Consider the following 23,277-nt stretch of genomic DNA (forward strand, 5'->3'; position numbering starts at 1 on the left):
GGGTCCCGAGCGATCAGATCATCAGAGGATGGTCAGACAGCGGTGACGTTCTCCGCCTGCGGGCCCTTCGGGCCCTGGGTGACGTCGAAGGTGACCGTCTGGTTCTCCTCCAGCGAACGGAAGCCGTTCGCGTTGATGGCGGAGTAGTGAACGAAGACGTCGGGGCCGCCGCCCTCCTGGGCGATGAAGCCGAAGCCCTTCTCAGCGTTGAACCACTTGACGGTTCCCTGAGCCATGCCGTTCTCCTTGCGATGCGAGTCGGGGACCACACCGTGTGGCCCCCTGTCCGCTGCGCTGATCGCCCTGCCTCCGGACGAGTCCGAAGTTTTTCGATATTGCTGAAAAACTACAAAAAGCCTGCGGTTACATGCTCCGCAGGCTTCAAGTACTGCAAGGGGAATCAAACTGCAACTGAGGGCAACGCTAGCATGCGGTCGCTGTGACGACCAGAGGTCACTTACGGCTCCGGAGGTGCGTGTCGGAAGGCCGGAAGCGGGCGTGGGTAGGCGTGTTGGGGGCGCGCGAGGGCGTGTCGGGTGGCCGGTGCGAGCCGTCCTGAGCAGCGGGCATACGCTGCGGGGAGGCGTACGAACAGCAAGGGAGCGGCGCAGTGGCAGCACCGGACGCACAAACACCGGACGCGCGGATGCGGGAGCCCCAGGAGAACACCCCGCTCAGGCCCCGGGTCGGCCATATTCAGTTCCTGAACTGCGTTCCCCTCTACTGGGGACTCGCCAGGACCGGCAATCTGCTCGACCTGGACCTCACCAAGGACACCCCGGAGAAGCTGAGCGACCAGCTCGTCGGCGGGGCCCTGGACATCGGTCCGATCACCTGCGTGGAGTACCTGCGCAACGCCGACGAGCTGCTGGTCCTGCCCGACATCGCCGTCGGCAGCGACGGCCCGGTGATGTCCTGCCTGATCGTGAGCAAGGTGCCGCTCGCCGACCTCGACGGCCGCCGGGTCGCCCTCGGCTCCACCAGCCGCACCTCGGTCCGGCTCGCCCGGCTGCTCCTGGAGGAGCGCGAGGGCGTCCGCCCGGACTACTTCAGCTGCCCGCCGGACCTCGGCGCGATGCTCGCCGAGGCCGACGCCGCCGTCCTGATCGGCGACCCGGCACTGCGCGCCTACCTCGGCCAGGCCGCCGACCTCGGGCTGACCGTCCACGACCTCGGCGAGATGTGGAAGGAGTGGACCGGCCTGCCGTTCGTCTTCGCCGTCTGGGCGGTGCGCCGCGAGTTCGCCGAGCGGAGCCCGGAGCTGACCGCGGCCGTGCACCGGGCCTTCCTGGAGTCCCGCGACCTGTCGCTGGTGGAGGCCGCCAAGGTCGCCGAGCAGGCCGCCCGCTGGGAGGCCTTCGGGGCGGACGTGCTGGAGCGGTACTTCAGCGAGGCGCTCGACTTCTCCCTCGGGGAGCGCCAGTTGGCCGGCGTCGCCGAGTTCGCCCGGCGGGTCGCACACGACAGCGGGTTCGCGCCGGACGTGGCGGTGCGGCTGCTGGAGCCGGTGGAGCTGCCGCTGGAGCCGCCGTTGGAGCCCGCGGGGCTGCCGCTGGAGCCCGCGGAGCTACCGCTGGGCTGAGCGGGCGCCGGGTGGCGGTGGGCCGGGCCGGGGGTCGGTCGCGCCGGGGGTCGGTCGCGTCGGGCCGCGTCGGGTCGGGCCGCATCGGCCCGGGTCAGGCCGCATCGGCCCGGCGGAGAGCGGGCTGACGCGGACGGCGAAATGTGCTGGCGTAGGCTGGTTCGGCCGTACCCGGACGCCCCGTCGTCCGGTCCGGCCGCGCAGACCGCAGCAACACCCGAGAGAGAGAAGGCCGCCAGGTGACCGAGCTCGCAGCGACCACCCTCGATGCGTCCAGCACCGACCTGCAGGCCGTGCTCGACCGGGCCGCCGCCGGCGGCCGGATCACTCCGGAGGAGGCGCTGGAGCTGTACCGCTCCGCGCCGCTGCACGCGCTCGGCTCCGCCGCCGACACGGTGCGCCGCCGCCGCTACGCCGGTACCGAGCACATCGCGACGTACATCATCGAGCGCAACATCAACTACACCAACGTCTGCGTGACGGCGTGCAAGTTCTGCGCCTTCTACGTGCCGCCGAAGAGCGACAAGGGCTGGTCCCGCGAGCTCGACGAGATCCTGCGCCGCTGCGCGGAGACGGTCGAGCTGGGCGGCACCCAGATCATGTTCCAGGGCGGCCACCACCCGGACTACGGCGTGGAGTACTACGAGCGCGCGTTCTCGGCGATCAAGGCCGAGTTCCCGCAGCTGGTGATCCACTCGCTGGGCGCCTCCGAGGTCGACCACATGTCCCGGATCTCCGGCGTCTCCATCGAGGAGGCGATCACCCGGATCCACAAGGCGGGCCTGGACTCCTTCGCCGGCGCCGGCGCCGAACTGCTGCCGGAGCGCCCGCGCAAGGCGATCGCCCCGCTCAAGGAGTCCGGCGAGCGCTGGCTGGAGATCATGGAGGCCGCGCACGGCCTCGGCGTGGAGTCCACCTCCACCATGCTGATGGGCACCGGCGAGACCAACGCCGAGCGGATCGAGCACCTGCGGATGATCCGCGACGTGCAGGACCGCACGGGCGGCTTCCGGGCCTTCATCCCGTACACCTACCAGCCGCAGAACAACCACCTCAAGGGCTCGACCCAGGCCACCGTCTTCGAGTACCTGCGGATGATCGCGATCGCCCGCCTGTTCCTCGACAACATCGCCCACATCCAGGGCTCCTGGCTCACCACCGGCAAGGAGGCGGGCCAGCTGTCGCTGCACTACGGCGCGGACGACCTCGGCTCGGTCATGCTGGAGGAGAACGTCGTCTCGGCGGCCGGCGCCAAGCACCGCTCCAACCTCACCGAGCTGATCCACCTCATCCGGGCCGCCGACCGCGTCCCGGCGCAGCGCGCGACCACCTACGAGCACCTGCGGGTGCTGGACGACCCGGCCAACGACCCGGTCGACCCCCGGGTCGCCTCGCACATCGCCTCCACGGCGATCGAGGGCGGCACCGCGCACCCCGAGCTGAAGATCCTGGACAACGACTGAGGCCCCGGTGCTGACCCTGCACCGGGCGGCCTCCGTGCTGCCCGACCCGGCCGACCCCACCGCCCCGTTCTTTACGGACGGGGCGGTGGTGGTGCGTGACGAGCGCGTCGAGGCGGTCGGGCCGTACCGGGAGCTGGCGGCGGCACACCCGGGCGCGCGGGTGCGGGACTGGGGCCCGGCCGTGCTCACACCCGGGCTGCGCAACCCGTACGGGCACTGGCTGCTGGAGCGGGCGTACCACCCGGATCCGCGCGAGGAGATCGGGGCCGAGCCGGTGGCGGACGGCCTGGTCGGATCGACCGACGAGGCGCGCTGCGGGGCGAGTGCGCGGCGCGGCCTGCAGCGGATGCTCGGATTCGGTGTGACGGCGGTGGCCGGGCCGTTCGAGCGGGCCTCGGTGCGGACGGCGGTGGCGCGGTCGGGGCTGGTGGGGTTGCCGGGGGCGGCCGGGCTTTCCGGGCCGTTGGATCCGCTGGCGGTCCTGACGCTCGCGGAGGCCGTGCACGGGCGGGTGGCGGTCGGTGGCCGGGCGGACTTCGCGGTGTTCCCGGTGCCGGTGCTGCCGGCGCCTGACGGGTCTGTGGGGGTCGCGGGGGAGGGGCGGGTCGAGCCGGCCGCCGGTGGGTGCCTGGCCACGGTCCTGGGCGGGCGGTTGGTGTACCGGCGGCGCTGAGCGGAGCGCTCGGAAGGGCCCGAGCGCCGGTGCGAGTGTGACGTACCCGTCAGTAGCCGGATTGGCTTGCCGCGTACGGGACTTCCTTCGTGTGCACCCGAACTCCGGTGCCGGTAGCGGGGAGTGATTGCCCCTTCGCCGTGACCTGAGGGCCCGCCAGCGGATACGATCCCGGACAGCTCACTCCGTACCCTCACCACACCACCGCCCGTGCCCGCGGGTGGCGGGGCCGCCTCCCCCGGTCCCGAAGGCAAGCCAGGACAGGAACCATGCAAACCGCGACCGTTCCCCCGCCGCGCATCCCGCGGTTGGGCCGTGGTTGGTACCTCGCCGCCGTGCTCAGTGCCGTGCTGGCCGTCGGCATGTGCCTGCTCGGCTGGCGCCAGGCCGACCAGGCCGACCGGATCGAGGCGCACCCGGTGAGAGTCCAGGGCGTCGTCACCCAGCTCCCGACCGGCGGCGGCACCTACAGCGCCGTCAGCTACCGGGTGGGCGGTCAACCGCACACCGCCGCCGCCCTGCCCCTCGCCGACGGCATCAAGCTCGGTGACGCGGTCTGCCTGGAGCACGCCGCCGACGACGCGGGCGCCGTACGGATCTGCGGCGACACCTACCCGCAGCCCGTCGGCGTCGGCCTGGCCCGGTTCAGCGTGCCGGTCGCCGTGGTCCTCTTCGTGATCTGCGTGCTGCGCATCCGGCGCTACCGGAAGGCCATCGCCATCCGCGCCGGACAGGGGCGGCTGGCCGCCAACCTCGCGCTGGCGACGGAGGCACTGGCGGACGGGATGCCCGCGATAACGCACGGCAAGCGCTCCCGCCGGAAGCGGCGGGCGGGCGGGCGGCGCGCGCAGCACTGAGCGGCGCGGCTCCCCGGGCCGGCTCCCCGGGCCGGGTCCGTCGGGGCGGCCGGGGGCTGGCGGGGTCGGGCAGGGCTCGTCGGGGTCTGGCGGGGCTCGCCGGGGTCGACTGGGGCTCGCCGGGACCGCTCGGGGCCCGCCGGGGCGTCCCGTTGGTGCGCCCCCTTGGTCGGGGCGTCCGCGCGAGGGTGAACAATGGGGGCGTGACCCGAGCTTCCCTGGACAAGCAGCCGCACGAAGTCGCCGCCATGTTCGACGACGTCGCGGCCAAGTACGACCGCACCAACGACGTGCTCTCCCTCGGCCAGGCCCGCGCCTGGCGCCGGGCGGTGGCCGAGGCGGTGGACGCCGGACCGGGTGACCTCGTGCTCGACCTCGGGGCCGGCACCGGTACCTCCTCGCTGCCCTTCGCCGAGGCCGGAGCCCAGGTCGTCCCCTGCGACTTCTCGGTCGGCATGCTCGCCGAGGGCAAGAGCCGCCACCCCGAGCTGGCGCTCACCGCCGGGGACGCCACCCGGCTGCCCTTCGCGGACGACGTCTTCGACTCGGTGACGATCTCCTTCGCGCTGCGCAACGTCCAGGACACCGACGCGGCGCTGCGCGAGATGCTGCGGGTCACCAAGCCCGGCGGCAAGCTGGTCATCTGCGAGTTCTCCACGCCGACCTGGACGCCGTTCCGGACGGTCTACACCGAGTACCTGATGCGCGCGCTGCCGCCGGTCGCCACGGCCGTCAGCAGCAACCCCGACGCGTACGTCTACCTCGCCGAGTCCATCCGGGCCTGGCCGGACCAGCCCGGGCTGGCCGCCAAGCTGCAGGAGGACGGCTGGTCGAAGGTCGCCTGGCGGAACCTGACCGGCGGGATCGTCGCGCTGCACCGCGCGTACAAGATCGCGTAGGCGGGGCGGGGCGGGCTCGGGTCGGTCGGTTGATCGGTCGGTCGAGGCCGGATCGGTCGAGTCGGGCCGGGTCGGGTCGGTCAGGTCCTGGGCGGACGGTCGCGGGAGCGTGCGCCGGGAGCCTGGGGCGCGGGCGACTCCGGCGGCGTGAGCGGAACTAGACTGCCGGAGACAAAAGCCGCCGTCCCCCCGCCGCAGCTCCAGGAGTGTGTCCACGTGTCCGAGACCGCAGCCGATCTGACGAAGCCGGACAGCCCGGTGGAGAGCACGGCCGACGTCATCGTGGTCGGCGCGGGCCCGGCCGGATCCGCCACCGCCTACTACCTGGCCCAGGCCGGGCTGGACGTGCTGCTGCTGGAGAAGACCGCCTTCCCGCGCGAGAAGGTCTGCGGCGACGGCCTGACCCCGCGCGCCACCAAGCAGCTGGTGGACATGGGCATCGACGTCTCCACCGACAACGGCTGGCTGCACAACAAGGGCCTGCGCATCATCGGCGGCGGCGTCCGACTGGAACTGGACTGGCCGGAGCTGTCCTCCTTCCCCGACTACGGCCTCGTCCGCAAGCGCGCCGACTTCGACGAACTGCTGGCCCGTCAGGCCGAGAAGGCCGGCGCGCGGCTCTACGAGCGCTGCAACGTCAGCGGACCGGTCCTGGACGACCGCACCGGCCGGATCATCGGCGTCACCGCCAAGCTCGGTGACGAGAAGCGCCAGGTCACCTTCCGCGCCCCGCTCGTGGTCGCCGCCGACGGCAACTCGACCCGGCTCTCGCTCGCCATGGGCCTGCACCGGCGCGAGGACCGCCCGATGGGCGTCGCCTACCGCACGTACTTCACCTCGCCGCGCCACGACGACGACTACCTGGAGTCCTGGCTGGAGCTGTGGGACACCCGCGGCAGCCAGCGCAAGCTGCTGCCCGGCTACGGCTGGGTCTTCGGCATGGGCGACGGCACCTCCAACGTCGGCCTCGGCATCCTCAACTCCTCGCCCGCGTTCGGCGAGCTGGACTGGCGCGAGGTGCTCAAGGCCTGGTGCGCGAGCATGCCCGAGGAATGGGGCTACACCCCCGACAACATGACCGAGCCGATCCGCGGCGCCGCCCTGCCGATGGCCTTCAACCGGCAGCCGCACTACACCCGCGGCCTGCTCCTCGTCGGCGACGCGGGCGGCATGGTCAACCCGTTCAACGGCGAAGGCATCGCCTACGCGATGGAATCCGGCCAGATCGCCGCCGGGGTCATCGTGCAGGCCCTCGCCCGGGTCACCGACGGCGGCCGCGAGCGTGCCCTCCAGGCCTACCCGCGCATCCTCAAGGACGTGTACGGCGGCTACTACACGCTGGGCCGCGCGTTCGTGAAGCTGATCGGCAACCCGAAGGTGATGCAGATCGCCGCCCAGCGCGGCCTCACCCACCCGATGCTGATGCGCTTCACCCTGAAGCTGCTCGCCAACCTGACCGACCCGCAGGGCGGCGACGCGATGGACCGCGTCATCAACGGGCTCGCCCGGGTGGCGCCGAACGCCTGACCCGGGGCCTGCCGGGCGTTCCCCGGTGGCTCAGGCCTGGTCCGCCGCGCCCGCTGCCGCCTCGGCCGCGCCCGCCGCCTCCGCCGCGTCCGCCGCCTCCCGAAGCCCGTCGACCGGGCGTCGGGAGGCGGCGGAGCGCTGTTCGACGTAGGCCAGGCGGTCGGCGAAGACCCGGGCCGCGTCGGGCGTGAGCGTCCGCAGGGCGACCAGTGCGGCGAAGACGACGTCGCAGAGCTCGTGCTGGACGTCCTCCCAGGAGTGGGTGACCCCCTTGCGCGGGTTCTGGCCGGTGGCGCCGATCACCGCCGCGCCGACCTCGCCGACCTCCTCGGAGACCTTGAGGATCCGGAGCAGACGCTCCTCCGGGGGCGACTGCGTGCCCTGCTCGTCCAGCCATGCGACCAGGTGGTCGACGCTCTCCCAGATCCGGCTGTCCATGCTGCGCTGCTCCCATGCGGTGGTCGTCGGTGCTGCCACCGTACGGGAGCGGTGCGGCGGGCGGTTGCCGGTGGGCGGGTGGCTGTGCGGTTGCCGGGTGGGCAGGCAGTCGACCGGGCGAGTGGTCGGCGGGGCGAGTGGTCGTCCGGTCAGCGGGTGCTGATCTTCACGTGGCGGATGTTCACCGGAAGGGTCGGGAAACCGTCGCCGGGGTTGTTCTGGTCGTCCTCGCCGCCGGCGGCGATCTTCTGCAGGACGTCCAGGCCGGCCGTGATCCGGCCGAACGGGGTGTAGGCGGGGGAGAGCTTGGTGTCCTTCCAGACGAAGAAGAACTGGCTGCCGTTGGTGTTCGGGCCGGCGTTGGCCATGGCCACGGTGCCGGCCGGGTAGGTGGCGCCGGTCAGGTTCTCGTCCGGGAAGGAGTAGCCGGGGCCGCCGCTGCCCGTCCCGGTCGGGTCGCCGCACTGGAGGACGTAGAGCCGCTGGGTGGTGAGGCGGTGGCAGTGGCTGCGGTCGAAGTAGTCGTGCTCGGCGAGGAAGCGGAACGAGAAGGTGGTGCAGGGCGCCTTGTCGGTCAGGGCTTCGAAGGTGATCTGGCCCTGGCTGGTCCGTAGCGTCGCCCGGTAGGGCTGGGCCGCCTTCTTGGCGTCGAAGACCGGGATGCCCTTGAAATTGTCGGCCGGTACGGCCGGTGTGTAGGTGCAGGCGGGTGCGGCGGCAGCGGAGGCCGGGGAGGCCGCGACGGCGGTGCCGGTGCTTGCGACGAGCGGAAGGACCGTGGCGGCGGCGACCAGCGCCCAGTGCGTGCGCTTCACGTGACGGGCCTTCCGGGGGGTGGTGGACGGCTGGATTGTCATGGAGGAATCATCCACGGCCGGGTGTGGATGCGGTAGGGGGTGGGACGGTTGCGGCCTCTCGGGGTGCGGCGTCCTGGTGGTCGGTCAGTTGCCGTCAGGGGAGGTGGGGTTCGGTGTTGCCGGGGTGGCCGGTGTGGAGGTGAAGAGTCCGGCGCGGGCTGCCAGGGCGGCGGCGTCGGCGGCCCGCTCTGCGGCGCGGGCGTCCAACGGTTCGCCGGAGACGAACAGCCGGTAGTAGAGCGGGGCGGTGGCGGCCCGGACCACCTCGGTGCCGTCCGTTCCGACGGGCAACTCGCCCCGGGATACGGCCCGTTCGGCCACCTCGGCGGCCTGCTGGTGGCGGGCCGCGAAGAAGGCGCGCAGAGCGGCCGCGCCGATGTCGGAGCGCTGGGCGGCGGAGATCAGCGCGGTGGGGGTGGGGCCCAGCTCCGGGTCGGTGAAGACGCTGAAGACTTCCTGGGTGATCCGGCGGAGGTCCTGCCGGAGGTCTCCGGTGTCGGGCAGGGGCCAGGGCTCGTCGGCGGAGGCCGTCAGGGCGTCGGCGACCAGGCCGTCCACCCCACCCCAGCGCCGGTAGAGGGTTGCCTTGTGGGCGCCGGAGCGCCCGGCGACCGCCTCGACGGTCAGGCCGTCGTACCCCTTCCGGGTGACTTCGGCGAGCGTGGCGGCGACCACGTCCGCCCGGACCCGGGCGCTGCGGCCGCCCGGGCGCGGGGTGGGGGTGTGGGGCGGCTGCTCGGGGTGCATGGTCCCGCTCAAAGTCGACTCCAGTCGCATTAAGTCTTGCCGCAGAGTGGCGGCGGTGCCATGCTCATCGTAATGCGACTCGTGTCGCATTACGAGAGGAGCCTATGTGACTGCCATCGCCGTCCCCGACCCCGCCGTGCTCCACCCGCTGGCCGGCCACGACCGGGTCGCCTTCCTGAGGCCGCTCGTCACCGACCCGCGGATCGTGGTCGGCGAGTACACCTACGTCGACGACCCCGACGGCGCCACGCGCTTCGAGGAGCGCAACGTCCTCTATGCCTACGGCCCGGAGCGGCTGGTGATCGGGAAGTACTGTGCGATCGCCACCGGGACCCGGTTCCTGATGGCCGGCGCCGCCCACCCGACCGTCGGCGTCTCCACCTACCCCTTCACGATGTTCGGCGGCACCTGGACCGAGCGGACCCTCGACATCGTGACCGGCCTGCCCAGCCGGGGCGACACCGTGATCGGCAACGACGTCTGGTTCGGCTACGGGGCCACCGTCCTGCCCGGGATCACGATCGGAGACGGCGCGATCATCGCGGCCGGTGCGATGGTCACCGCCGATGTCGAGCCCTACACGGTCGTCGGCGGCAATCCGGCCCGCCCGATCCGCCGCCGCTTCGACGACGCCGACACCGAGCGCCTGCTCCGCGCCGCCTGGTGGGACTGGCCCGTCGCGCTCGTCACCGAACACGTCCGCGTCATCATGTCCGGGACCCCGGCCGACATCGAGGCGATCGCCGCGGCCAACGGCCTGCTCGGCACCTGACCATCCGGGGGCCGGACGGGCATTGATCGCCGGCGGCCCGGTGCGCGATGATGGCGCACCCCGCTCCACGCCGTGCCCCGTCCGATGCCGAGGCACTGCGCCCAGCTCCTGGGTCCGTCCGCCGCCGTACGGTACTCGCGCTCGCCGGTTCCGTTCGCTCGGAGGGATCCTCGTCATGTCTGCCTCCCCGCTCAAGGGCTCGTCCTCGTCGGTCCTTCGTGATCTTCCGGTGCTGCTCGTGGCCGTCGTCTGGGGGTCGAGCTTTCTCGCCGTCCAGCGGGTGGCCGAGCCGGGGACGGTCGTGGCCATGCTCGTGCTGCGGTTCGGGCTGGTGCTGCCGCTGCTCGGGCTGGTCGCCTGGCGGGCCCTGCGCAGGCTGAGCCGCGCCGAGTGGCTCGGGGGTGCCGCACTGGGGCTGGTGCTCAGCGGGATCTTCCTGCTGGAGACCTACGGTGCCGTGCACACCTCCGCGACCAATGCCGGGCTGATCATCAGCCTTGCGATGGTGCTCACCCCGCTCGGAGAGAGCGCCCTGAGCCGGACCGCGCCGCCGAAGGCCTTCCTGGCCGCCGCCGGGCTGGCTGTGCTCGGCGTTGCCCTGCTCACCGGCGACGGCGGACTGCGCGCCCCCTCGCTCGGTGACCTCCTGGTGCTGGGCGCCGCCCTCGTCCGCTCCGGGTACGTCCTCGCCATGGCCCGCACCCGAGCCGTCCGGGACACCGACATGCTCGCCGTGACCTGGGTCCAACTCGCCGTGGCCACCGGCGTCTTCTCCGTCGTGGCACTGTCCGCGGGGCCGGCGCCGTGGACCGTCGCCCGCTCGTACGGGGCCGGCCAGTGGGCCTGGTTGCTGCACCTGTCCTTGTTCTGCACGCTGTTCGCCTTCTTCGTCCAGATGTGGGCCGTCCGGGCCACCTCGCCCTCCCGGGTGAGCCTGCTGCTCGGTACCGAGCCGCTGTGGGCCGCCGTCTTCGGCATCGCCTTGGCCGGGAACCGGATGGGGCCGCTCGCTCTGCTCGGTGGAGCCCTGGTGCTGGTCGCGACCGAGTGGGGCCGTCGCACCGCCCCCACGCCGCGCCCGGCCGGGAACGAGGGCGAGAGCGAGGGGACGAGTGCGACTGACGAGGTGGGGCGGAGCCCGGAGCGGACCCCGGTGTGACCCGCTGTCCTCGTCACCGGCGCCGCCGAAGCGTCCGACGGGCGTAGTCGAGGGTGACCGCGCCGACCAGCGGACCCCAGGCCACCAGGGGCAGGTAGGCGAGCGTCATCACCAGGGCGGCGAAGCCCTGCGGTGAATCGGCCTCGGCCAGGTTGTGCGCCCAGCCGCCGAACGCGGCGGCCAGGCCGAGCGAGGTGAGTGTCGCGGAGCCCAGCAGCGCCGGGACGATCGCGGCGAGCGGGCGCACCCTCCGGCCGCCGATCAGCGGGATCCAGCGGGGCGCGACCAGCCCCCAGGGCCGGACCAGGCCCAGGGTGAGGAAGGCCAGCGCCTCGGCCAGTGCGCTCAGCGCCACACAGTAGACGGTGCCCCAGCCCGGCTGGTGCGCGCTGAACGTCGCGGCCGTCGCGCCGGTGAAGCCGACCGGGACGCCGAAGCCGAAGGCGATCCGCCACAACCCCGAGGGGACGGTGGTGAGGACGGCGGCCTTGGCGGCGAGCCGGGCCCAGCGGGGGGCCGGCGGGACGTCCGGGACGCCGGCCGGGAGGGCGCTCGGGACGGCGCTCGGGAGGGCGTCGGGGAGGGCGGCCTCGGCCCGGCGGGTGGTGCCGCGGGCGTTGATCACGAGCTTCGACATGGCGGTGGGCTCCTTTCGGATCCGGCCTCCGTGGCCGGTTCGACGACTCAAGACTGGAGGCCCGCCGGGGTTGGCAACATCTGCCGATCGGGCTGTTCTCCCTGCTCAACCGGCCTGTGAAATATGCCGATCGGCACAGGCGCACCACCTGACCCGCGTCGTAATGTGACGGCAGTCGAAGAGGTGAAGGGAGGCGATGACGATGTCTCAGATCCTGTCCGGGGTCGTCCTGGTCCTGGCGCTGTCGGCCCGGGCGGTGCGGCGGCGGTACGGCGCGGCTGCCGTGGCGCTGGTGCTCGGGGCGGCGTCGGCCGTGGTCACGTTCGCCGTCTGGATCCTCGGCCGGTGGGCGGAGGGGGACCGCTTGGCCGGGTTGGCGGGCCTGGCCGAACTGGCCGTCCTGCTGGTGTCGGTGGTCGTCGCCCTGCGGACGGAGGACGGCCCGCGGTGCGCGGTGGCGGCCTGGACGGCGTGCGGAGCGGTCGCCCTCTGGCTGTCCCGCTTCGGCTTCGTCGAGGGGCCCGGGGACGCGCTCACGGTCTTCGGGTTCGGTTCGACGCTCGCCCTGCCGGCGGTGCTGGTCGGCCTCTACCTGCGCGGCCTGGACGAGGGGCGCCGCACGGCGGTGGTCGAGGCCAGGCGGGCCCAGCGGCTCGAACTGGCCCACGACCTGCACGACTTCGTTGCGCACGACGTCAGCGGCATGGTCGCCCAGGCCCAGGCGGGCGCGTACCTGGCCACGATCGACCCGAGCCGGGCGGCCGAGGTCTTCGAGCGGATAGAGCAGGCCGGGCAGCGGGCCCTGGCCTCGCTGGACCGGACGGTGCAGCTGCTGCGCACCGAGGAGTCCGGCGGCCGCAGCCCGCAGCCCGGCCTCGCCGAACTTGTCCGGGTGGCGGAGGAGTTCAGCGCGGCAGGCGCCGTCGAGGTCCGGCTGGAGCTGCCGGAGGGGCCGGTGCCGCGCGAGGTGGAGGGCACCATCCACCGGATCGTGGTCGAGTCCCTGACCAACGTCCGGCGGCACGCACCGGCGGCGCGGGCGGTGGAGGTTCGGGCCCGTCGCAGCGGTGAGCGGCTGGAGTTGACCGTGACCGACGACGGCGGGGCGCCCGCGCCGGGAGGGCGTCCGCGTCGCGGTGGTGGCAGCGGGCTGCCGGGGCTGGCGGCCCGGGTGGAGGCGCTCGGCGGCTCGCTGGAGGCAGGTCCGTACGGGCGCGGGGCCTGGCGGGTGACGGCGGTGCTCCCATTGGGTCCGGTCGCCGGAGAGCCGGAACGATCGCAGCAGCCGACGCGGGTCGGCAGGAGGGAGACGCAGGCATGAGCCGTGGCACGGGGCCGATTCGGATCCTGATCGCGGACGATCAGGCGGATGTCCGCAGCGCGTTCCGGATGATCCTGGACGCCCAGCCGGACATGGTGGTGGTGGCGGAAGCGGCGGACGGCGCCGCAGCGGTGGCGGAGGCCGGGCGACTGCGGCCGGACGTCGTGCTCGCGGATATTCGGATGCCGAAGCTCGACGGCCTGGAGGTCACACGGCAACTCTCCGGTCGGCACAAGGTCGTCGTGGTGACCACCTTCGACCTGGACGAGTACGTGCACACGGCGCTGCGGCACGGTGCGGCCGGGTTCCTGCTGAAGCGCTCGGGGCCGGTGCTGCTGATCGAGGCGGTCCGGGCGGCCATGGCGGGGGACGCGTTGATCAGCCCGCAGGTCACCGTGCGGCTCCTGCGGCACATGGCACTTCCGGGCGCGAGGCCGAGCACGGAGCCGGGGCCGGCGTCCGGGGCGGTTGCGGCGGGGCCGCTGATAACCGGGCCGCTGGAGGAACTGACCGCGAGGGAGCGGGAGATCGCCGAGCAGGTGGCGGACGGTGCGACCAACGCCGAGATCGGCGCGGGGCTGTTCATCTCACCGGGAACGGTGAAGAACCACCTCGCCAGCGTCCAGCGCAAGCTCGGCGCCCGTAACCGGGTGGGCATCGCGGCGTGGGTGTGGGAACAGGCGGCCGGCAGCCGGTAGTCGGCCCCTGGGCGGAGGCCCGCGCGGCGCCCGACAGAGGAGCGGCACGAGCCCGGCAGGGGAGCGGCCGGGGCGGGGTCGGACCCCGCCCGACCACCGCCTCGCGCGCTTGTGAACGAAGGGTCAAGCGCGCGTTCGGGCCCCCGCCACCCCTCCGGGTGAGCCGCAATAACACGTCAACATGACGCCCGGAAATTTGCTGATCACGACGCATAGTTGATATAGGAACACGCCTCTGACCAGCCGCTTCACAAGTAAATGCGACTGGTTGTGATCATTTGACTCCCTTGCGTTGGCAAATCTGGGCATGTTCACATTCGCCACCATTCACATGGTGGCGTAGATCACAAAGATCGCGGTGAACTGCGTGTCGCAGATCACAAGCAGACGGGCATAAGATGCGCTCGTTCCAGGCTTTGTGAACTGCCTCACATGAGGTGGATCCCGGGAACTGGAAGGCGGGTTCACCTCACCGTGACCTGCCGGTTCCGATCTGCAGTCAAGGACGACTGGACGGAGGGAGCGGGGGCTATGAATGCCTACGCGCCGATCCTCGTACTCGGTGCCATCGCGGCGGCGTTCGCGGTCGGCTCCGTCGTGATGGCCTCACTGACCGGCCCCAAGCGTTACAACCGGGCCAAGTTGGAGGCGTACGAGTGCGGCATCGAGCCGACCCCGCAGCCTGTGGGCGGCGGTCGGTTCCCGATCAAGTACTACCTGACGGCGATGCTCTTCATCGTCTTCGACATCGAGATCGTCTTCCTCTACCCCTGGGCGGTGACCTTCGACGCCCTGGGGATCTTCGGGCTGGTCGAGATGCTGCTCTTCATCGCCACGGTCTTCGTCGCCTACGCCTACGTGTGGCGCCGCGGCGGCCTGGAGTGGGACTGAGCCCCCGGAGCGGGACCGAGCGCGGGGTGGCCGCCGCCCTTGTGAACGAGCGGACAAGCCCGAACGGGCCGGACGTACCAGAGGACTTGAGGGCATTGAGAGGGATCTGATGGGAATCGAGGAGAAGCTGCCGAGCGGCTTTCTGCTCACGACCGTGGAGACGGCCGCCGGCTGGGTGCGCAAGGCGTCACTCTTCCCGGCCACCTTCGGTCTGGCCTGCTGTGCGATCGAGATGATGACCACCGGTGCCGGCCGCTACGACCTGGCCCGGTTCGGCATGGAGGTCTTCCGGGGTTCCCCCCGGCAGGCCGATCTGATGATCGTCGCGGGCCGGGTGAGCCAGAAGATGGCACCGGTACTGCGCCAGGTGTACGACCAGATGCCCAACCCCAAGTGGGTGATCTCGATGGGCGTCTGCGCCTCCTCCGGCGGGATGTTCAACAACTACGCGATCGTGCAGGGCGTCGACCACATCGTCCCGGTGGACATCTACCTGCCCGGCTGTCCGCCCCGTCCGGAGATGCTGATGGACGCCATCCTGAAGCTGCACGACAAGATCCAGCACGAGCCGCTGGGCGTGAACCGCCGCCGGGCCGAGGAGCTCGGCGAGGCGCTCGCGCTCAAGGCCACCCCGATCAGCGAGATGCGGGGGCAGCTGCGATGAACGAGCAGGTACCCGAGACCCGCCGCGAGCAGCCGGTCCGCGAGATCCCGGTCGAGGTGGTCGGCCGCCGCCAGGGCATGTTCGGTGCCGAGGGCAGCGGGGACACCTCGGGCTTCGGCGGCCTGGCGGCTCCGATCGTGCTGCCCGGTCCGAGCGAACGCCCGTACGGCGGCTGGTTCGACGAGGTCGCCGACGAGCTGGAGGGCGCCCTGGAGGAACAGGGCCTGGACCCGGCCGAGGTGATCGAGAAGACCGTGGTCGGCCACGGCGAACTGACCTTCCACGTCGACCGCGCCCACCTGCTGAGGACCGCCCGCATCCTGCGCGACGACCCGGCGCTGCGCTTCGAGCTGTGCCTCGGCGTGAGCGGCGTGCACTACCCCGGGGACAAGGGCCGCGAGCTGCACGCGGTGTACCACCTGCGCTCGATCACCCACGGCCGGCTGATCCGGGTGGAGGTCACGGCGCCCGACGCGGACCCGCGGATCCCCTCCGTGGTGAGCGTCTACCCGACCAACGACTGGCACGAGCGCGAGGCCTACGACTTCTTCGGCCTGGTCTTCGACGGCCATCCGGCGCTCACCCGGATCATGATGCCGGACGACTGGCTGGGCCACCCGCAGCGCAAGGACTACCCGCTCGGTGGCATCCCCGTCGAGTACAAGGGTGCCCAGATCCCGGCTCCCGACCAGCGGAGGTCGTACAGCTGATGAACACTCAGCACTACGAAGAGGCCCACGGGGACACCCACGGGGACACCCGTGGAGGCACCCGTGGAGAGGCCGCGGAGGCGGACGCCCGCGAGACCACCGAGGGCCGGGTCTTCACCGTCACCGGCGGCGACTGGGGCGAGGTGGTCGAGGCGGTCGGCCGGGCCGACGACGAGCGCATCATCGTCAACATGGGCCCCCAGCACCCGTCCACCCACGGCGTGCTGCGGCTGATCCTGGAGATCGACGGCGAGACGGTGAAGGAGGCCCGCTGCGGCATCGGCTACCTCCACACCGGCATCGAGAAGAACATGGAGTTCCGCAACTGGGTCCAGGGCACCACCTTCGTGACCCGCATGGACTACCTGACCCCGATGTTCAACGAGACCGCCTACTGTCTGGCGGTCGAGAAGCTGCTCGGCGTCACCGACGACGTCCCGGAGCGGGCCAACGTCATCCGCGTGATGATGATGGAGCTCAACCGGATCGCCTCGCACCTGGTCTGCCTGGCCACCGGCGGCATGGAGATCGGCTCCACCACCCTGATGATCTACGGCTTCCGGGACCGCGAACTGATCCTGGACGTCTTCGAGCTGGTCACGGGCCTGCGCATGAACCACGCGTACGTGCGCCCCGGCGGCCTGGCACAGGACCTGCCGCCCGGCGCCGTCGACCAGATCCGGGAGGCGGTCAGGACGTTCCGCTCCCGGATGCACGAGTACGACAAGCTCGCCACCGGCAACCCGGTGTTCAAGGCCCGCCTGGTCGACGTCGGCTTCCTGGACCTGGCCGGCTGCCTGGCCCTCGGCGCCACCGGCCCGATCCTGCGCGCCACCGGCCTGCCGCACGACCTGCGCAAGACCGATCCGTACTGCGGTTACGAGGACTACGACTTCGAGGTCGCGATCGCCGACAGCGCCGACTCCTACGGCCGCTTCCTGATCCGGCTGGAGGAGATGAAGCAGTCGCTGCGGATCGTCGAGCAGTGCCTGGACCGGCTCCGCCCGGGCCCGGTCATGGTGGCCGACAAGAAGATCGCCTGGCCGGCCCAACTGTCCGTCGGCCCGGACGGGATGGGCAATTCGCTCGACCACATCCGCAAGATCATGGGCACCTCGATGGAGGCCCTGATCCACCACTTCAAGCTGGTCACCGAGGGCTTCCGGGTCCCGGTCGGCCAGGCGTACACGGCGGTCGAGTCGCCCAAGGGCGAGCTGGGCGTGCACGTGGTCAGCGACGGCGGGACGCGCCCCTACCGGGTGCACTTCCGGGACCCGTCGTTCACCAATCTGCAGACGATGGCGGCGATGTGCGAGGGCGGCCAGGTCGCCGACGTGATCGTCGCGGTGGCCGGGATCGACCCGGTGATGGGAGGCGTGGACCGGTGACCAACGTCGAACTCGGACTGCCGGCACTGCCGGCCGCACCGTACCCCGAGGAGGTGCGCGCCCGGCTGGCCGCCGACGCCGCCGAGCTGATCGCCCGCTACCCGCAGTCCCGCTCGGCGCTGCTCCCGCTGCTGCACCTGGTGCAGGCCGAGGAGGGCTTCGTCAGCCCGACCGGGATCCGCTTCTGCGCCGAGCAACTGGAGCTGACCACCGCCGAGGTCACCGCCGTCGCGACCTTCTACACCATGTACCGTCGCCGCCCGGCCGGGAAGTACCACGTCGGGGTCTGCACCAACACCCTGTGCGCGGTGCTCGGCGGCGACCAGATCTTCGAGGAGCTCCAGGAGCACCTGGGCGTCCGCAACAACGGGACCACCGAGGACGGCGAGCTCTCGATCGAGCACATCGAGTGCAACGCGGCCTGCGACTACGCCCCCGTGGTGATGGTCAACTGGGAGTTCTTCGACAACCAGACCCCGGAGAGCGCCCGGAAGCTGGTCGACGACCTGCGCGCCGGCCGGGAGGTCCGGCCCACCCGGGGCGCCCGGCTGTGCGGCTTCAAGGAGACGGCCCGGATCCTGGCCGGCTTCCCCGACGAACGCCCGGGTGCCAACGACGAGTCCGGCGCGGGCGGCGCACCCTCCCTGGCCGGCCTGCGGCTGGCCCGCGGCGAGGCCCTGCCCGGCACCGCCGGCACCAGGGTGGTCGCGCCGCGCCACGAGGGCGACGGCCCGGAAGGGAGCGAGGCGTGATGACCTCCGCGGAGCCGGCCGAGAAGCTGCTCACCCCCGTCCTGTCCGACTCCTGGGACGACAACCGCCCCTGGACGCTCGACACCTACCGCCGCCACCACGGCTACGAGGGCCTCAAGGCCGCCCTCGCGATGGCCCCGGACGACGTGATCGCCCTGGTCAAGGACTCCGGCCTGCGCGGCCGCGGCGGCGCCGGCTTCCCGACCGGCATGAAGTGGCAGTTCATCCCGCAGAACGACGGCAAGCCGCACTACCTGGTGGTCAACGCGGACGAGTCGGAGCCGGGCACCTGCAAGGACATCCCGCTGCTGTTCGCCAACCCGCACGTGCTGATCGAGGGCATGATCATCGCGTCGTACGCGATCCGCTGCGACCACGCCTTCGTGTACCTGCGCGGCGAGGTCGTCCCGGTGCTGCGCCGGCTGCACGCCGCCGTCGCCGAGGCGTACGCGGCGGGCCTGCTCGGCCGGAACATCCTCGGCTCCGGCGTCGACCTCGACATCACCGTGCACGCCGGCGCCGGCGCGTACATCTGCGGCGAGGAGACGGCGCTGCTGGACTCGCTGGAGGGCCGCCGCGGCCAGCCCAGGCTGCGGCCGCCGTTCCCGGCGATCGCCGGCCTGTACGCCTGCCCGACGGTGGTCAACAACGTCGAGTCGATCGCCTCGGTGCCGCCGATCCTGGCCCGCGGCAAGGAGTGGTTCAAGGGGCTGGGCACCGAGAAGTCCCCGGGCTTCACGCTCTACTCGCTCTCCGGTCACGTCACCAACCCCGGCCAGTACGAGGCCCCGCTGGGCGTCACGCTGCGCCAGCTGCTGGACCTCAGCGGCGGCGTCCGGGCCGGGCACCGGCTGAAGTTCTGGACCCCGGGCGGCTCCTCCACCCCGATGTTCACCGACGAGCACCTCGACGTCCCGCTGGACTACGAGGGCGTCGGCGCGGCCGGCTCGATGCTCGGCACCAAGGCGCTGCAGGTCTTCGACGAGACCACCTGCGTGGTGCGGGCGGTGACCAGGTGGACGGAGTTCTACGCCCACGAGTCCTGCGGCAAGTGCACGCCCTGCCGCGAGGGCACCTACTGGCTGGTCCAGCTGCTCAAGCGGATCGAGGCGGGCGAGGGCGTCGAGGGAGACCTGGAGAAGCTCCTCGACATCGCCGACAACATCAACGGCAAGTCCTTCTGCGCCCTGGGCGACGGCGCGGCGAGCCCGATCGTCTCCTCGCTCCAGCACTTCCGCGCCGAGTACGAGCAGCACCTGGCCGAGCGCCGCTGCCCGTTCGACCCGGCCGCCTCCACCGTCTGGGCCGACGGCCCCCGCCCCGGCCACCAGTCCGCCACCGAAAGGGAGGTGCACGCGTGACGATCACAGAGCCAACCGCCTCCGACACCGCGGTCGAACTGGTCACGCTCACCATCGACGGCGTCGAAGTGCGGGTTCCCAAGGGAACGCTGGTGATCCGGGCGGCCGAGGCCGTCGGCACCCAGATCCCGCGCTTCTGCGACCACCCGCTGCTCGACCCGGCCGGCGCCTGTCGGCAGTGCATCGTCGAGGTCGAGGGCCAGCGCAAGCCGGTCGCCTCCTGCACCATCCCGGTGGCCGAGGGCATGGTGGTGCGCACCCAGGTCAGCTCGCCGGTGGCGGAGAAGGCGCAGCGCGGCGTGATGGAGCTGCTGCTGATCAACCACCCGCTGGACTGCCCGGTCTGCGACAAGGGCGGCGAGTGCCCGTTGCAGAACCAGGCGATGAGCAGCGGCGCCGCCGACTCCCGCTTCGAGGGCATGAAGCGCACCTACGAGAAGCCGCTGCCGATCAGCAGCCAGGTGCTGCTGGACCGCGAGCGCTGCGTGCTCTGCGCGCGCTGCACCCGCTTCTCGCAGCAGATCGCCGGGGACCCGTTCATCGACCTGGTGGAGCGCGGGGCGCTGCAGCAGGTCGGCACCGGCCAGGGGGACGACTTCGAGTCGTACTTCTCCGGGAACACCATCCAGATCTGCCCGGTGGGCGCGCTGACCTCGGCGGCCTACCGGTTCCGCTCGCGCCCCTTCGACCTGGTCTCCTCGCCGAGCGTGTGCGAGCACTGCTCGGCGGGCTGCGCGCAGCGCACCGACCACCGGCGCGGCAAGGTGCTGCGCCGGCTGGCGGGCGAGGACCCGGCGGTGAACGAGGAGTGGAACTGCGACAAGGGCCGCTTCGCGTTCCGCTACGCCCAGCAGCGGGACCGGCTGACCACCCCGCTGGTGCGGGTGGACGGCGAACTGGTGCCGGCCTCCTGGCCGGAGGCGCTGGCGAAGGCGGCCGAGGGGCTGCGCGGCGCCCGGACGGGCGTGCTGGCCGGCGGCCGGGTGACGGTCGAGGACGCGTACGCGTACGCCAAGTTCGCCCGGGTGGTGCTGGGCACCAACGACGTGGACTTCCGGGCCCGCCCGCACAGCGGTGAGGAGTCGGACTTCCTGGCCGCGGCGGTCGCCGGGCGCGGGGTGGACGTGGACGGCTCGGGCCTGACGTACGAGCGGCTGGAGCAGGCGCCGACGGTGCTGCTGGCGGGTTTCGAGCCGGAGGAGGAGTCGCCGATCGTCTTCCTGCGGCTGCGCAAGGCGGTCCGCGGCCGGGGGCTGAAGGTGTTCTCGGTGGCCTCGTTCGGCTCCCGGGGCCTGGCGAAGCTGCGCGGTTCGCTGCTGCCGGCCGCGCCCGGGACGGAGCCGGAGTGGTTTGCCGCGCTGGCGGCGGACGAGCCGTTGAACGACGACGCGGGCCGGGCGGCCGAACTGCTGCGCGCGCCGGGTGCGGTGATCCTGGTGGGCGAGCGGCTGGCGGCGGTGCCGGGCGCGCTGACGGCGGTGCTGCGGTTGGCGCACACCAGCGGCGCGCGGCTGGCGTGGGTGCCGCGCCGGGCGGGTGAGCGCGGGGCCGTGGAGGCCGGCGCGCTGCCGGGCCTGCTGCCCGGGGGCCGGCCGGTGGCCGCTCCGGCGGCGCGGGCCGAGGCGGCCGCCGTGTGGGGTGTCGAGGAGCTGCCGTCCCGGCCGGGCCGGGACACCGACGGGATCCTGGCGGCGGCCGCGCAGGGCGAGTTGGGCGCGCTGCTGGTCGGCGGGGTGGACCCGGACGACCTGCCGGATCCGGCGCTGGCCGACGAGGCGCTGGCGGCGGTGCCGTTCGTGGTGTCGCTGGAGCTGCGGCCCTCGGCCGTGACGGCCCGCGCGGACGTGGTGCTGCCGGTGGCGGCGGTGGCGGAGAAGGCCGGCACCTTCCTGGACTGGGAGGGCCGGGTGCGGATGTTCGAGGCCGCGCTCAAGCCGGACCAGCAGATGGGCCGCCACCTCCAGTCGGACCTGCGGGTGCTGACCATGCTGGCGGACGCGATGGGCCACCGGCTGGGTCTGCCGGACGTCCGCGCGGCGCGGCTGGAGCTGGACGGTTTCGCCCCCTGGGAGGGCGACCGCGCGGCCGATCCGGCGGCGCACCCCGGTGTGCTGCCCCGTCCGGCCACCGGCCAGGCGGTGCTGGCGGGTTGGCGCCAACTGCTGGACAACGGCGTGCTGCAGCAGGGCGATCCGCACCTGGCGGGCACCCGGCACCGGGCGGTGGCCCGGATCTCCGCCGAGACGGCGAAGGAGATCGGGGCCGAGGCGGCGCCCGCGCTGCGGCTGACCGGCCCGGCGGGCTCGCTGACCCTGCCGTTGGAGGTCACCGACTCGATCCCGGACCGCACGGTCTGGATCCCGTTGAACTCCACACCGGGCGGCGCGCACCGCGTGCTCGGCACCACCGTCGGCCACCTGGTCACGGTCGCCGCGGCCGAGGCCGGGCCCGAGCCGGTGGCGCAGGCCCCGGCGGCGCAGGCCCCGGCCGAGTCGGCCCCGGCCGAAGGGGAGGACCGATGAACACACCGCAGCCGTACGAGACGCTCCACTTCTTCGGCCAGGACCCGTGGTGGCTGGTCCTGCTGAAGGCGGTGTTCTGCTTCGCCTTCCTGGTCCTGACGGTGCTGATCGCGATCGTCTGGGAGCGCAAGGTGGTGGCCTGGATGCAGTTGCGCATCGGGCCGAACCGGCACGGGCCGTGGGGCCTGCTGCAGTCGCTGGCGGACGGCGTGAAGCTGGCGCTGAAGGAAGACCTGGTGGTCAAGGGCTCGGACAAGGTGGTCTACATCCTGGCCCCGATCGTCTGCGCCATCCCCGCGTTCATGGCCTTCGCGGTGATCCCGTTCGGTCCGGCGGGCAACGAGGTGTCGATCTTCGGCACCCGGACGCCGCTGCAGCTGACCGACTTCCCGGTGGCGCTGCTGTACATCCTGGCGACGGCCTCGGTGGGCATCTACGGCATCGTGCTGGCCGGCTGGTCCTCCGGGTCGACGTACCCGCTGCTGGGCGGGCTGCGCTCGTCCGCGCAGATGATCAGCTACGAGATCGCGATGGGCCTGTCGTTCGCGGCGGTGTTCATCTACTCGGGGTCGATGTCGACCTCGGAGATCGTGGCGCACCAGCAGCCGACCTGGTTCGCGGCGCTGCTGCCGGTGTCGTTCATCGTCTACGTGATCGCGATGGTCGGGGAGACCAACCGGGCGCCGTTCGACCTCCCGGAGGCCGAGGGCGAGCTGGTCGGCGGCTTCAACACCGAGTACTCCTCGCTGAAGTTCGCGATGTTCATGCTGGCCGAGTACGTGAACATGGTGACGGTCTCGGCGGTGGCCTCGACGCTCTTCCTGGGCGGCTGGCGGGCGCCCTGGCCGGTGTCGACGTTCTGGGAGGGCGCCAACCACGGCTGGTGGCCGATGCTGTGGATCACGCTGAAGATCCAGTTGCTGCTGTTCCTCTTCATCTGGCTGCGCGGCACGCTGCCCCGGTTCCGCTACGACCAGTTCATGAAGCTGGGCTGGAAGGTGCTGATCCCGGTCTCGCTGGTGTGGCTGGTGCTGATCGCGAGCGTGCGGGCGCTGCGCAACGAGGGCTACGGCTTCGGCGAGGTGGTGCTGTACGTGGGCGCCCCGGTCGGGGTGGTGCTGCTGCTGGCGCTGCTGCGGGACTTCCTGAAGAAGCAGCCCGAGGCCGAGGGGGCGCCGCCGGGCGGGGGCACCCCCGGGTCGGGGACGGGGGGAGAGTTCGATCCGATGGCGGGCGGCTACCCGGTCCCGCCGCTGCCCGGACAGGTGCTCCCGCCGGTGCCGCGCAGGCGCAGCCGCGCCCCGAAGCAACTCCAGGACGCCCTCAACGGGGCCGACCATTCCGAAGGGAGCTGAACCG

23 protein-coding genes are annotated in these 23,277 nt (G+C 72.2%); 18 read left to right on the forward strand and 5 right to left on the reverse strand.

Features of this window, described 5'->3' with window-relative positions:
- Window positions 1-32 precede the first annotated feature (32 nt).
- Entirely contained in the window at window positions 33-236 is a 204-nt protein-coding gene (locus ACFQ6N_RS23255) for a cold-shock protein (RefSeq protein WP_189920031.1), read from the reverse strand.
- Between the two features lie 410 nt (window positions 237-646).
- Here ACFQ6N_RS23255 and ACFQ6N_RS23260 point away from each other — a divergent pair, with 410 nt between their 5' ends.
- The 6 genes from ACFQ6N_RS23260 (at window position 647) to ACFQ6N_RS23285 (ending at window position 7,001) form a co-directional block, all read left to right on the forward strand.
- Window positions 647-1,582, forward strand: coding sequence for a menaquinone biosynthetic enzyme MqnA/MqnD family protein (locus ACFQ6N_RS23260; protein WP_380652285.1), 936 nt, complete (start codon window positions 647-649; stop codon window positions 1,580-1,582).
- Window positions 1,583-1,821: 239 nt separating this feature from the next.
- Window positions 1,822-3,045 (forward strand): cyclic dehypoxanthinyl futalosine synthase, encoded by a 1,224-nt coding sequence (gene mqnC, locus ACFQ6N_RS23265; protein WP_380652139.1) that lies wholly within the window; start codon window positions 1,822-1,824, stop codon window positions 3,043-3,045.
- Window positions 3,046-3,052: 7 nt separating this feature from the next.
- Complete coding sequence (locus ACFQ6N_RS23270; RefSeq protein ID WP_380652142.1) at window positions 3,053-3,718, forward strand: hypothetical protein; 666 nt, start codon at window positions 3,053-3,055, stop codon at window positions 3,716-3,718.
- A 269-nt stretch (window positions 3,719-3,987) separates the two neighbouring features.
- The gene (locus tag ACFQ6N_RS23275) at window positions 3,988-4,575 is read left to right on the forward strand and encodes a hypothetical protein (RefSeq protein WP_380652145.1); all 588 of its coding nucleotides are present in this window, start codon (window positions 3,988-3,990) and stop codon (window positions 4,573-4,575) included.
- A 203-nt stretch (window positions 4,576-4,778) separates the two neighbouring features.
- Window positions 4,779-5,474, forward strand: coding sequence for a demethylmenaquinone methyltransferase (locus ACFQ6N_RS23280; RefSeq protein WP_380652148.1), 696 nt, complete (start codon window positions 4,779-4,781; stop codon window positions 5,472-5,474).
- Window positions 5,475-5,711: 237 nt separating this feature from the next.
- Window positions 5,712-7,001 carry a geranylgeranyl reductase family protein gene (locus ACFQ6N_RS23285; RefSeq protein WP_380652288.1) on the forward strand — a complete coding sequence of 430 codons (1,290 nt, stop codon included), beginning with the start codon at window positions 5,712-5,714 and terminating at the stop codon, window positions 6,999-7,001.
- Between the two features lie 30 nt (window positions 7,002-7,031).
- Here the strand turns inward: ACFQ6N_RS23285 and ACFQ6N_RS23290 are convergent, their stop codons facing one another.
- The 3 genes from ACFQ6N_RS23290 to ACFQ6N_RS23300 form a co-directional block, all read right to left on the reverse strand.
- Window positions 7,032-7,478 (reverse strand): MazG-like family protein, encoded by a 447-nt coding sequence (locus tag ACFQ6N_RS23290; protein WP_380652150.1) that lies wholly within the window; start codon window positions 7,476-7,478, stop codon window positions 7,032-7,034.
- 110 nt (window positions 7,479-7,588) lie between these two features.
- Window positions 7,589-8,296, reverse strand: a complete 708-nt coding sequence (locus ACFQ6N_RS23295) for a peptidylprolyl isomerase (protein ID WP_380652153.1) — start codon at window positions 8,294-8,296, stop codon at window positions 7,589-7,591.
- A gap of 84 nt (window positions 8,297-8,380) precedes the next feature.
- Window positions 8,381-9,055: a TetR/AcrR family transcriptional regulator gene (locus ACFQ6N_RS23300; RefSeq protein WP_380652155.1), complete on the reverse strand. Its 675-nt coding sequence runs from the start codon at window positions 9,053-9,055 to the stop codon at window positions 8,381-8,383.
- A 94-nt stretch (window positions 9,056-9,149) separates the two neighbouring features.
- Here ACFQ6N_RS23300 and ACFQ6N_RS23305 point away from each other — a divergent pair, with 94 nt between their 5' ends.
- Together ACFQ6N_RS23305 and ACFQ6N_RS23310 are read left to right on the forward strand one after the other, a co-directional pair.
- A complete protein-coding gene (locus tag ACFQ6N_RS23305; protein WP_380652157.1) occupies window positions 9,150-9,815 on the forward strand; it encodes a CatB-related O-acetyltransferase in 666 nt (221 codons plus the stop codon).
- A gap of 175 nt (window positions 9,816-9,990) precedes the next feature.
- The gene (locus ACFQ6N_RS23310) at window positions 9,991-10,974 is read left to right on the forward strand and encodes a DMT family transporter (protein WP_380652160.1); all 984 of its coding nucleotides are present in this window, start codon (window positions 9,991-9,993) and stop codon (window positions 10,972-10,974) included.
- A gap of 13 nt (window positions 10,975-10,987) precedes the next feature.
- Here the strand turns inward: ACFQ6N_RS23310 and ACFQ6N_RS23315 are convergent, their stop codons facing one another.
- A complete protein-coding gene (locus tag ACFQ6N_RS23315; protein ID WP_380652163.1) occupies window positions 10,988-11,611 on the reverse strand; it encodes a hypothetical protein in 624 nt (207 codons plus the stop codon).
- Between the two features lie 202 nt (window positions 11,612-11,813).
- Here ACFQ6N_RS23315 and ACFQ6N_RS23320 point away from each other — a divergent pair, with 202 nt between their 5' ends.
- The 10 genes from ACFQ6N_RS23320 to nuoH all read left to right on the forward strand — a co-directional run bounded on the left by ACFQ6N_RS23320 (window position 11,814) and on the right by nuoH (window position 23,273).
- The gene (locus ACFQ6N_RS23320) at window positions 11,814-12,932 is read left to right on the forward strand and encodes a sensor histidine kinase (protein ID WP_380652166.1); all 1,119 of its coding nucleotides are present in this window, start codon (window positions 11,814-11,816) and stop codon (window positions 12,930-12,932) included.
- Window positions 12,929-13,630 (forward strand): response regulator, encoded by a 702-nt coding sequence (locus ACFQ6N_RS23325; RefSeq protein ID WP_380652169.1) that lies wholly within the window; start codon window positions 12,929-12,931, stop codon window positions 13,628-13,630. The genes ACFQ6N_RS23320 and ACFQ6N_RS23325 overlap by 4 nt, the downstream gene beginning before the upstream one ends.
- A 531-nt stretch (window positions 13,631-14,161) precedes the next feature.
- Entirely contained in the window at window positions 14,162-14,521 is a 360-nt protein-coding gene (locus ACFQ6N_RS23330) for an NADH-quinone oxidoreductase subunit A (RefSeq protein ID WP_030060100.1), read from the forward strand.
- Window positions 14,522-14,630: 109 nt separating this feature from the next.
- Window positions 14,631-15,185, forward strand: coding sequence for an NADH-quinone oxidoreductase subunit B family protein (locus ACFQ6N_RS23335; RefSeq protein WP_074005520.1), 555 nt, complete (start codon window positions 14,631-14,633; stop codon window positions 15,183-15,185).
- Entirely contained in the window at window positions 15,182-15,895 is a 714-nt protein-coding gene (locus ACFQ6N_RS23340) for an NADH-quinone oxidoreductase subunit C (protein WP_380652172.1), read from the forward strand. The genes ACFQ6N_RS23335 and ACFQ6N_RS23340 overlap by 4 nt, the downstream gene beginning before the upstream one ends.
- A complete protein-coding gene (locus tag ACFQ6N_RS23345) occupies window positions 15,895-17,283 on the forward strand; it encodes an NADH-quinone oxidoreductase subunit D (protein WP_380652175.1) in 1,389 nt (462 codons plus the stop codon). The genes ACFQ6N_RS23340 and ACFQ6N_RS23345 overlap by 1 nt, the downstream gene beginning before the upstream one ends.
- Complete coding sequence (nuoE, locus tag ACFQ6N_RS23350) at window positions 17,280-18,035, forward strand: NADH-quinone oxidoreductase subunit NuoE (protein WP_380652177.1); 756 nt, start codon at window positions 17,280-17,282, stop codon at window positions 18,033-18,035. Before ACFQ6N_RS23345 ends, nuoE begins: the two co-directional genes overlap by 4 nt.
- A complete protein-coding gene (gene nuoF, locus ACFQ6N_RS23355) occupies window positions 18,035-19,396 on the forward strand; it encodes an NADH-quinone oxidoreductase subunit NuoF (RefSeq protein WP_380652180.1) in 1,362 nt (453 codons plus the stop codon). The genes nuoE and nuoF overlap by 1 nt, the downstream gene beginning before the upstream one ends.
- A complete protein-coding gene (locus ACFQ6N_RS23360; RefSeq protein ID WP_380652183.1) occupies window positions 19,393-21,918 on the forward strand; it encodes an NADH-quinone oxidoreductase subunit G in 2,526 nt (841 codons plus the stop codon). Before nuoF ends, ACFQ6N_RS23360 begins: the two co-directional genes overlap by 4 nt.
- Entirely contained in the window at window positions 21,915-23,273 is a 1,359-nt protein-coding gene (gene nuoH / locus ACFQ6N_RS23365) for an NADH-quinone oxidoreductase subunit NuoH (RefSeq protein WP_380652186.1), read from the forward strand. Before ACFQ6N_RS23360 ends, nuoH begins: the two co-directional genes overlap by 4 nt.
- The last annotated feature ends 4 nt before the right edge of the window (window positions 23,274-23,277 follow it).

The organism is Kitasatospora sp. NPDC056446, from assembly GCF_042796115.1.
GTDB lineage: Bacteria > Actinomycetota > Actinomycetes > Streptomycetales > Streptomycetaceae > Kitasatospora.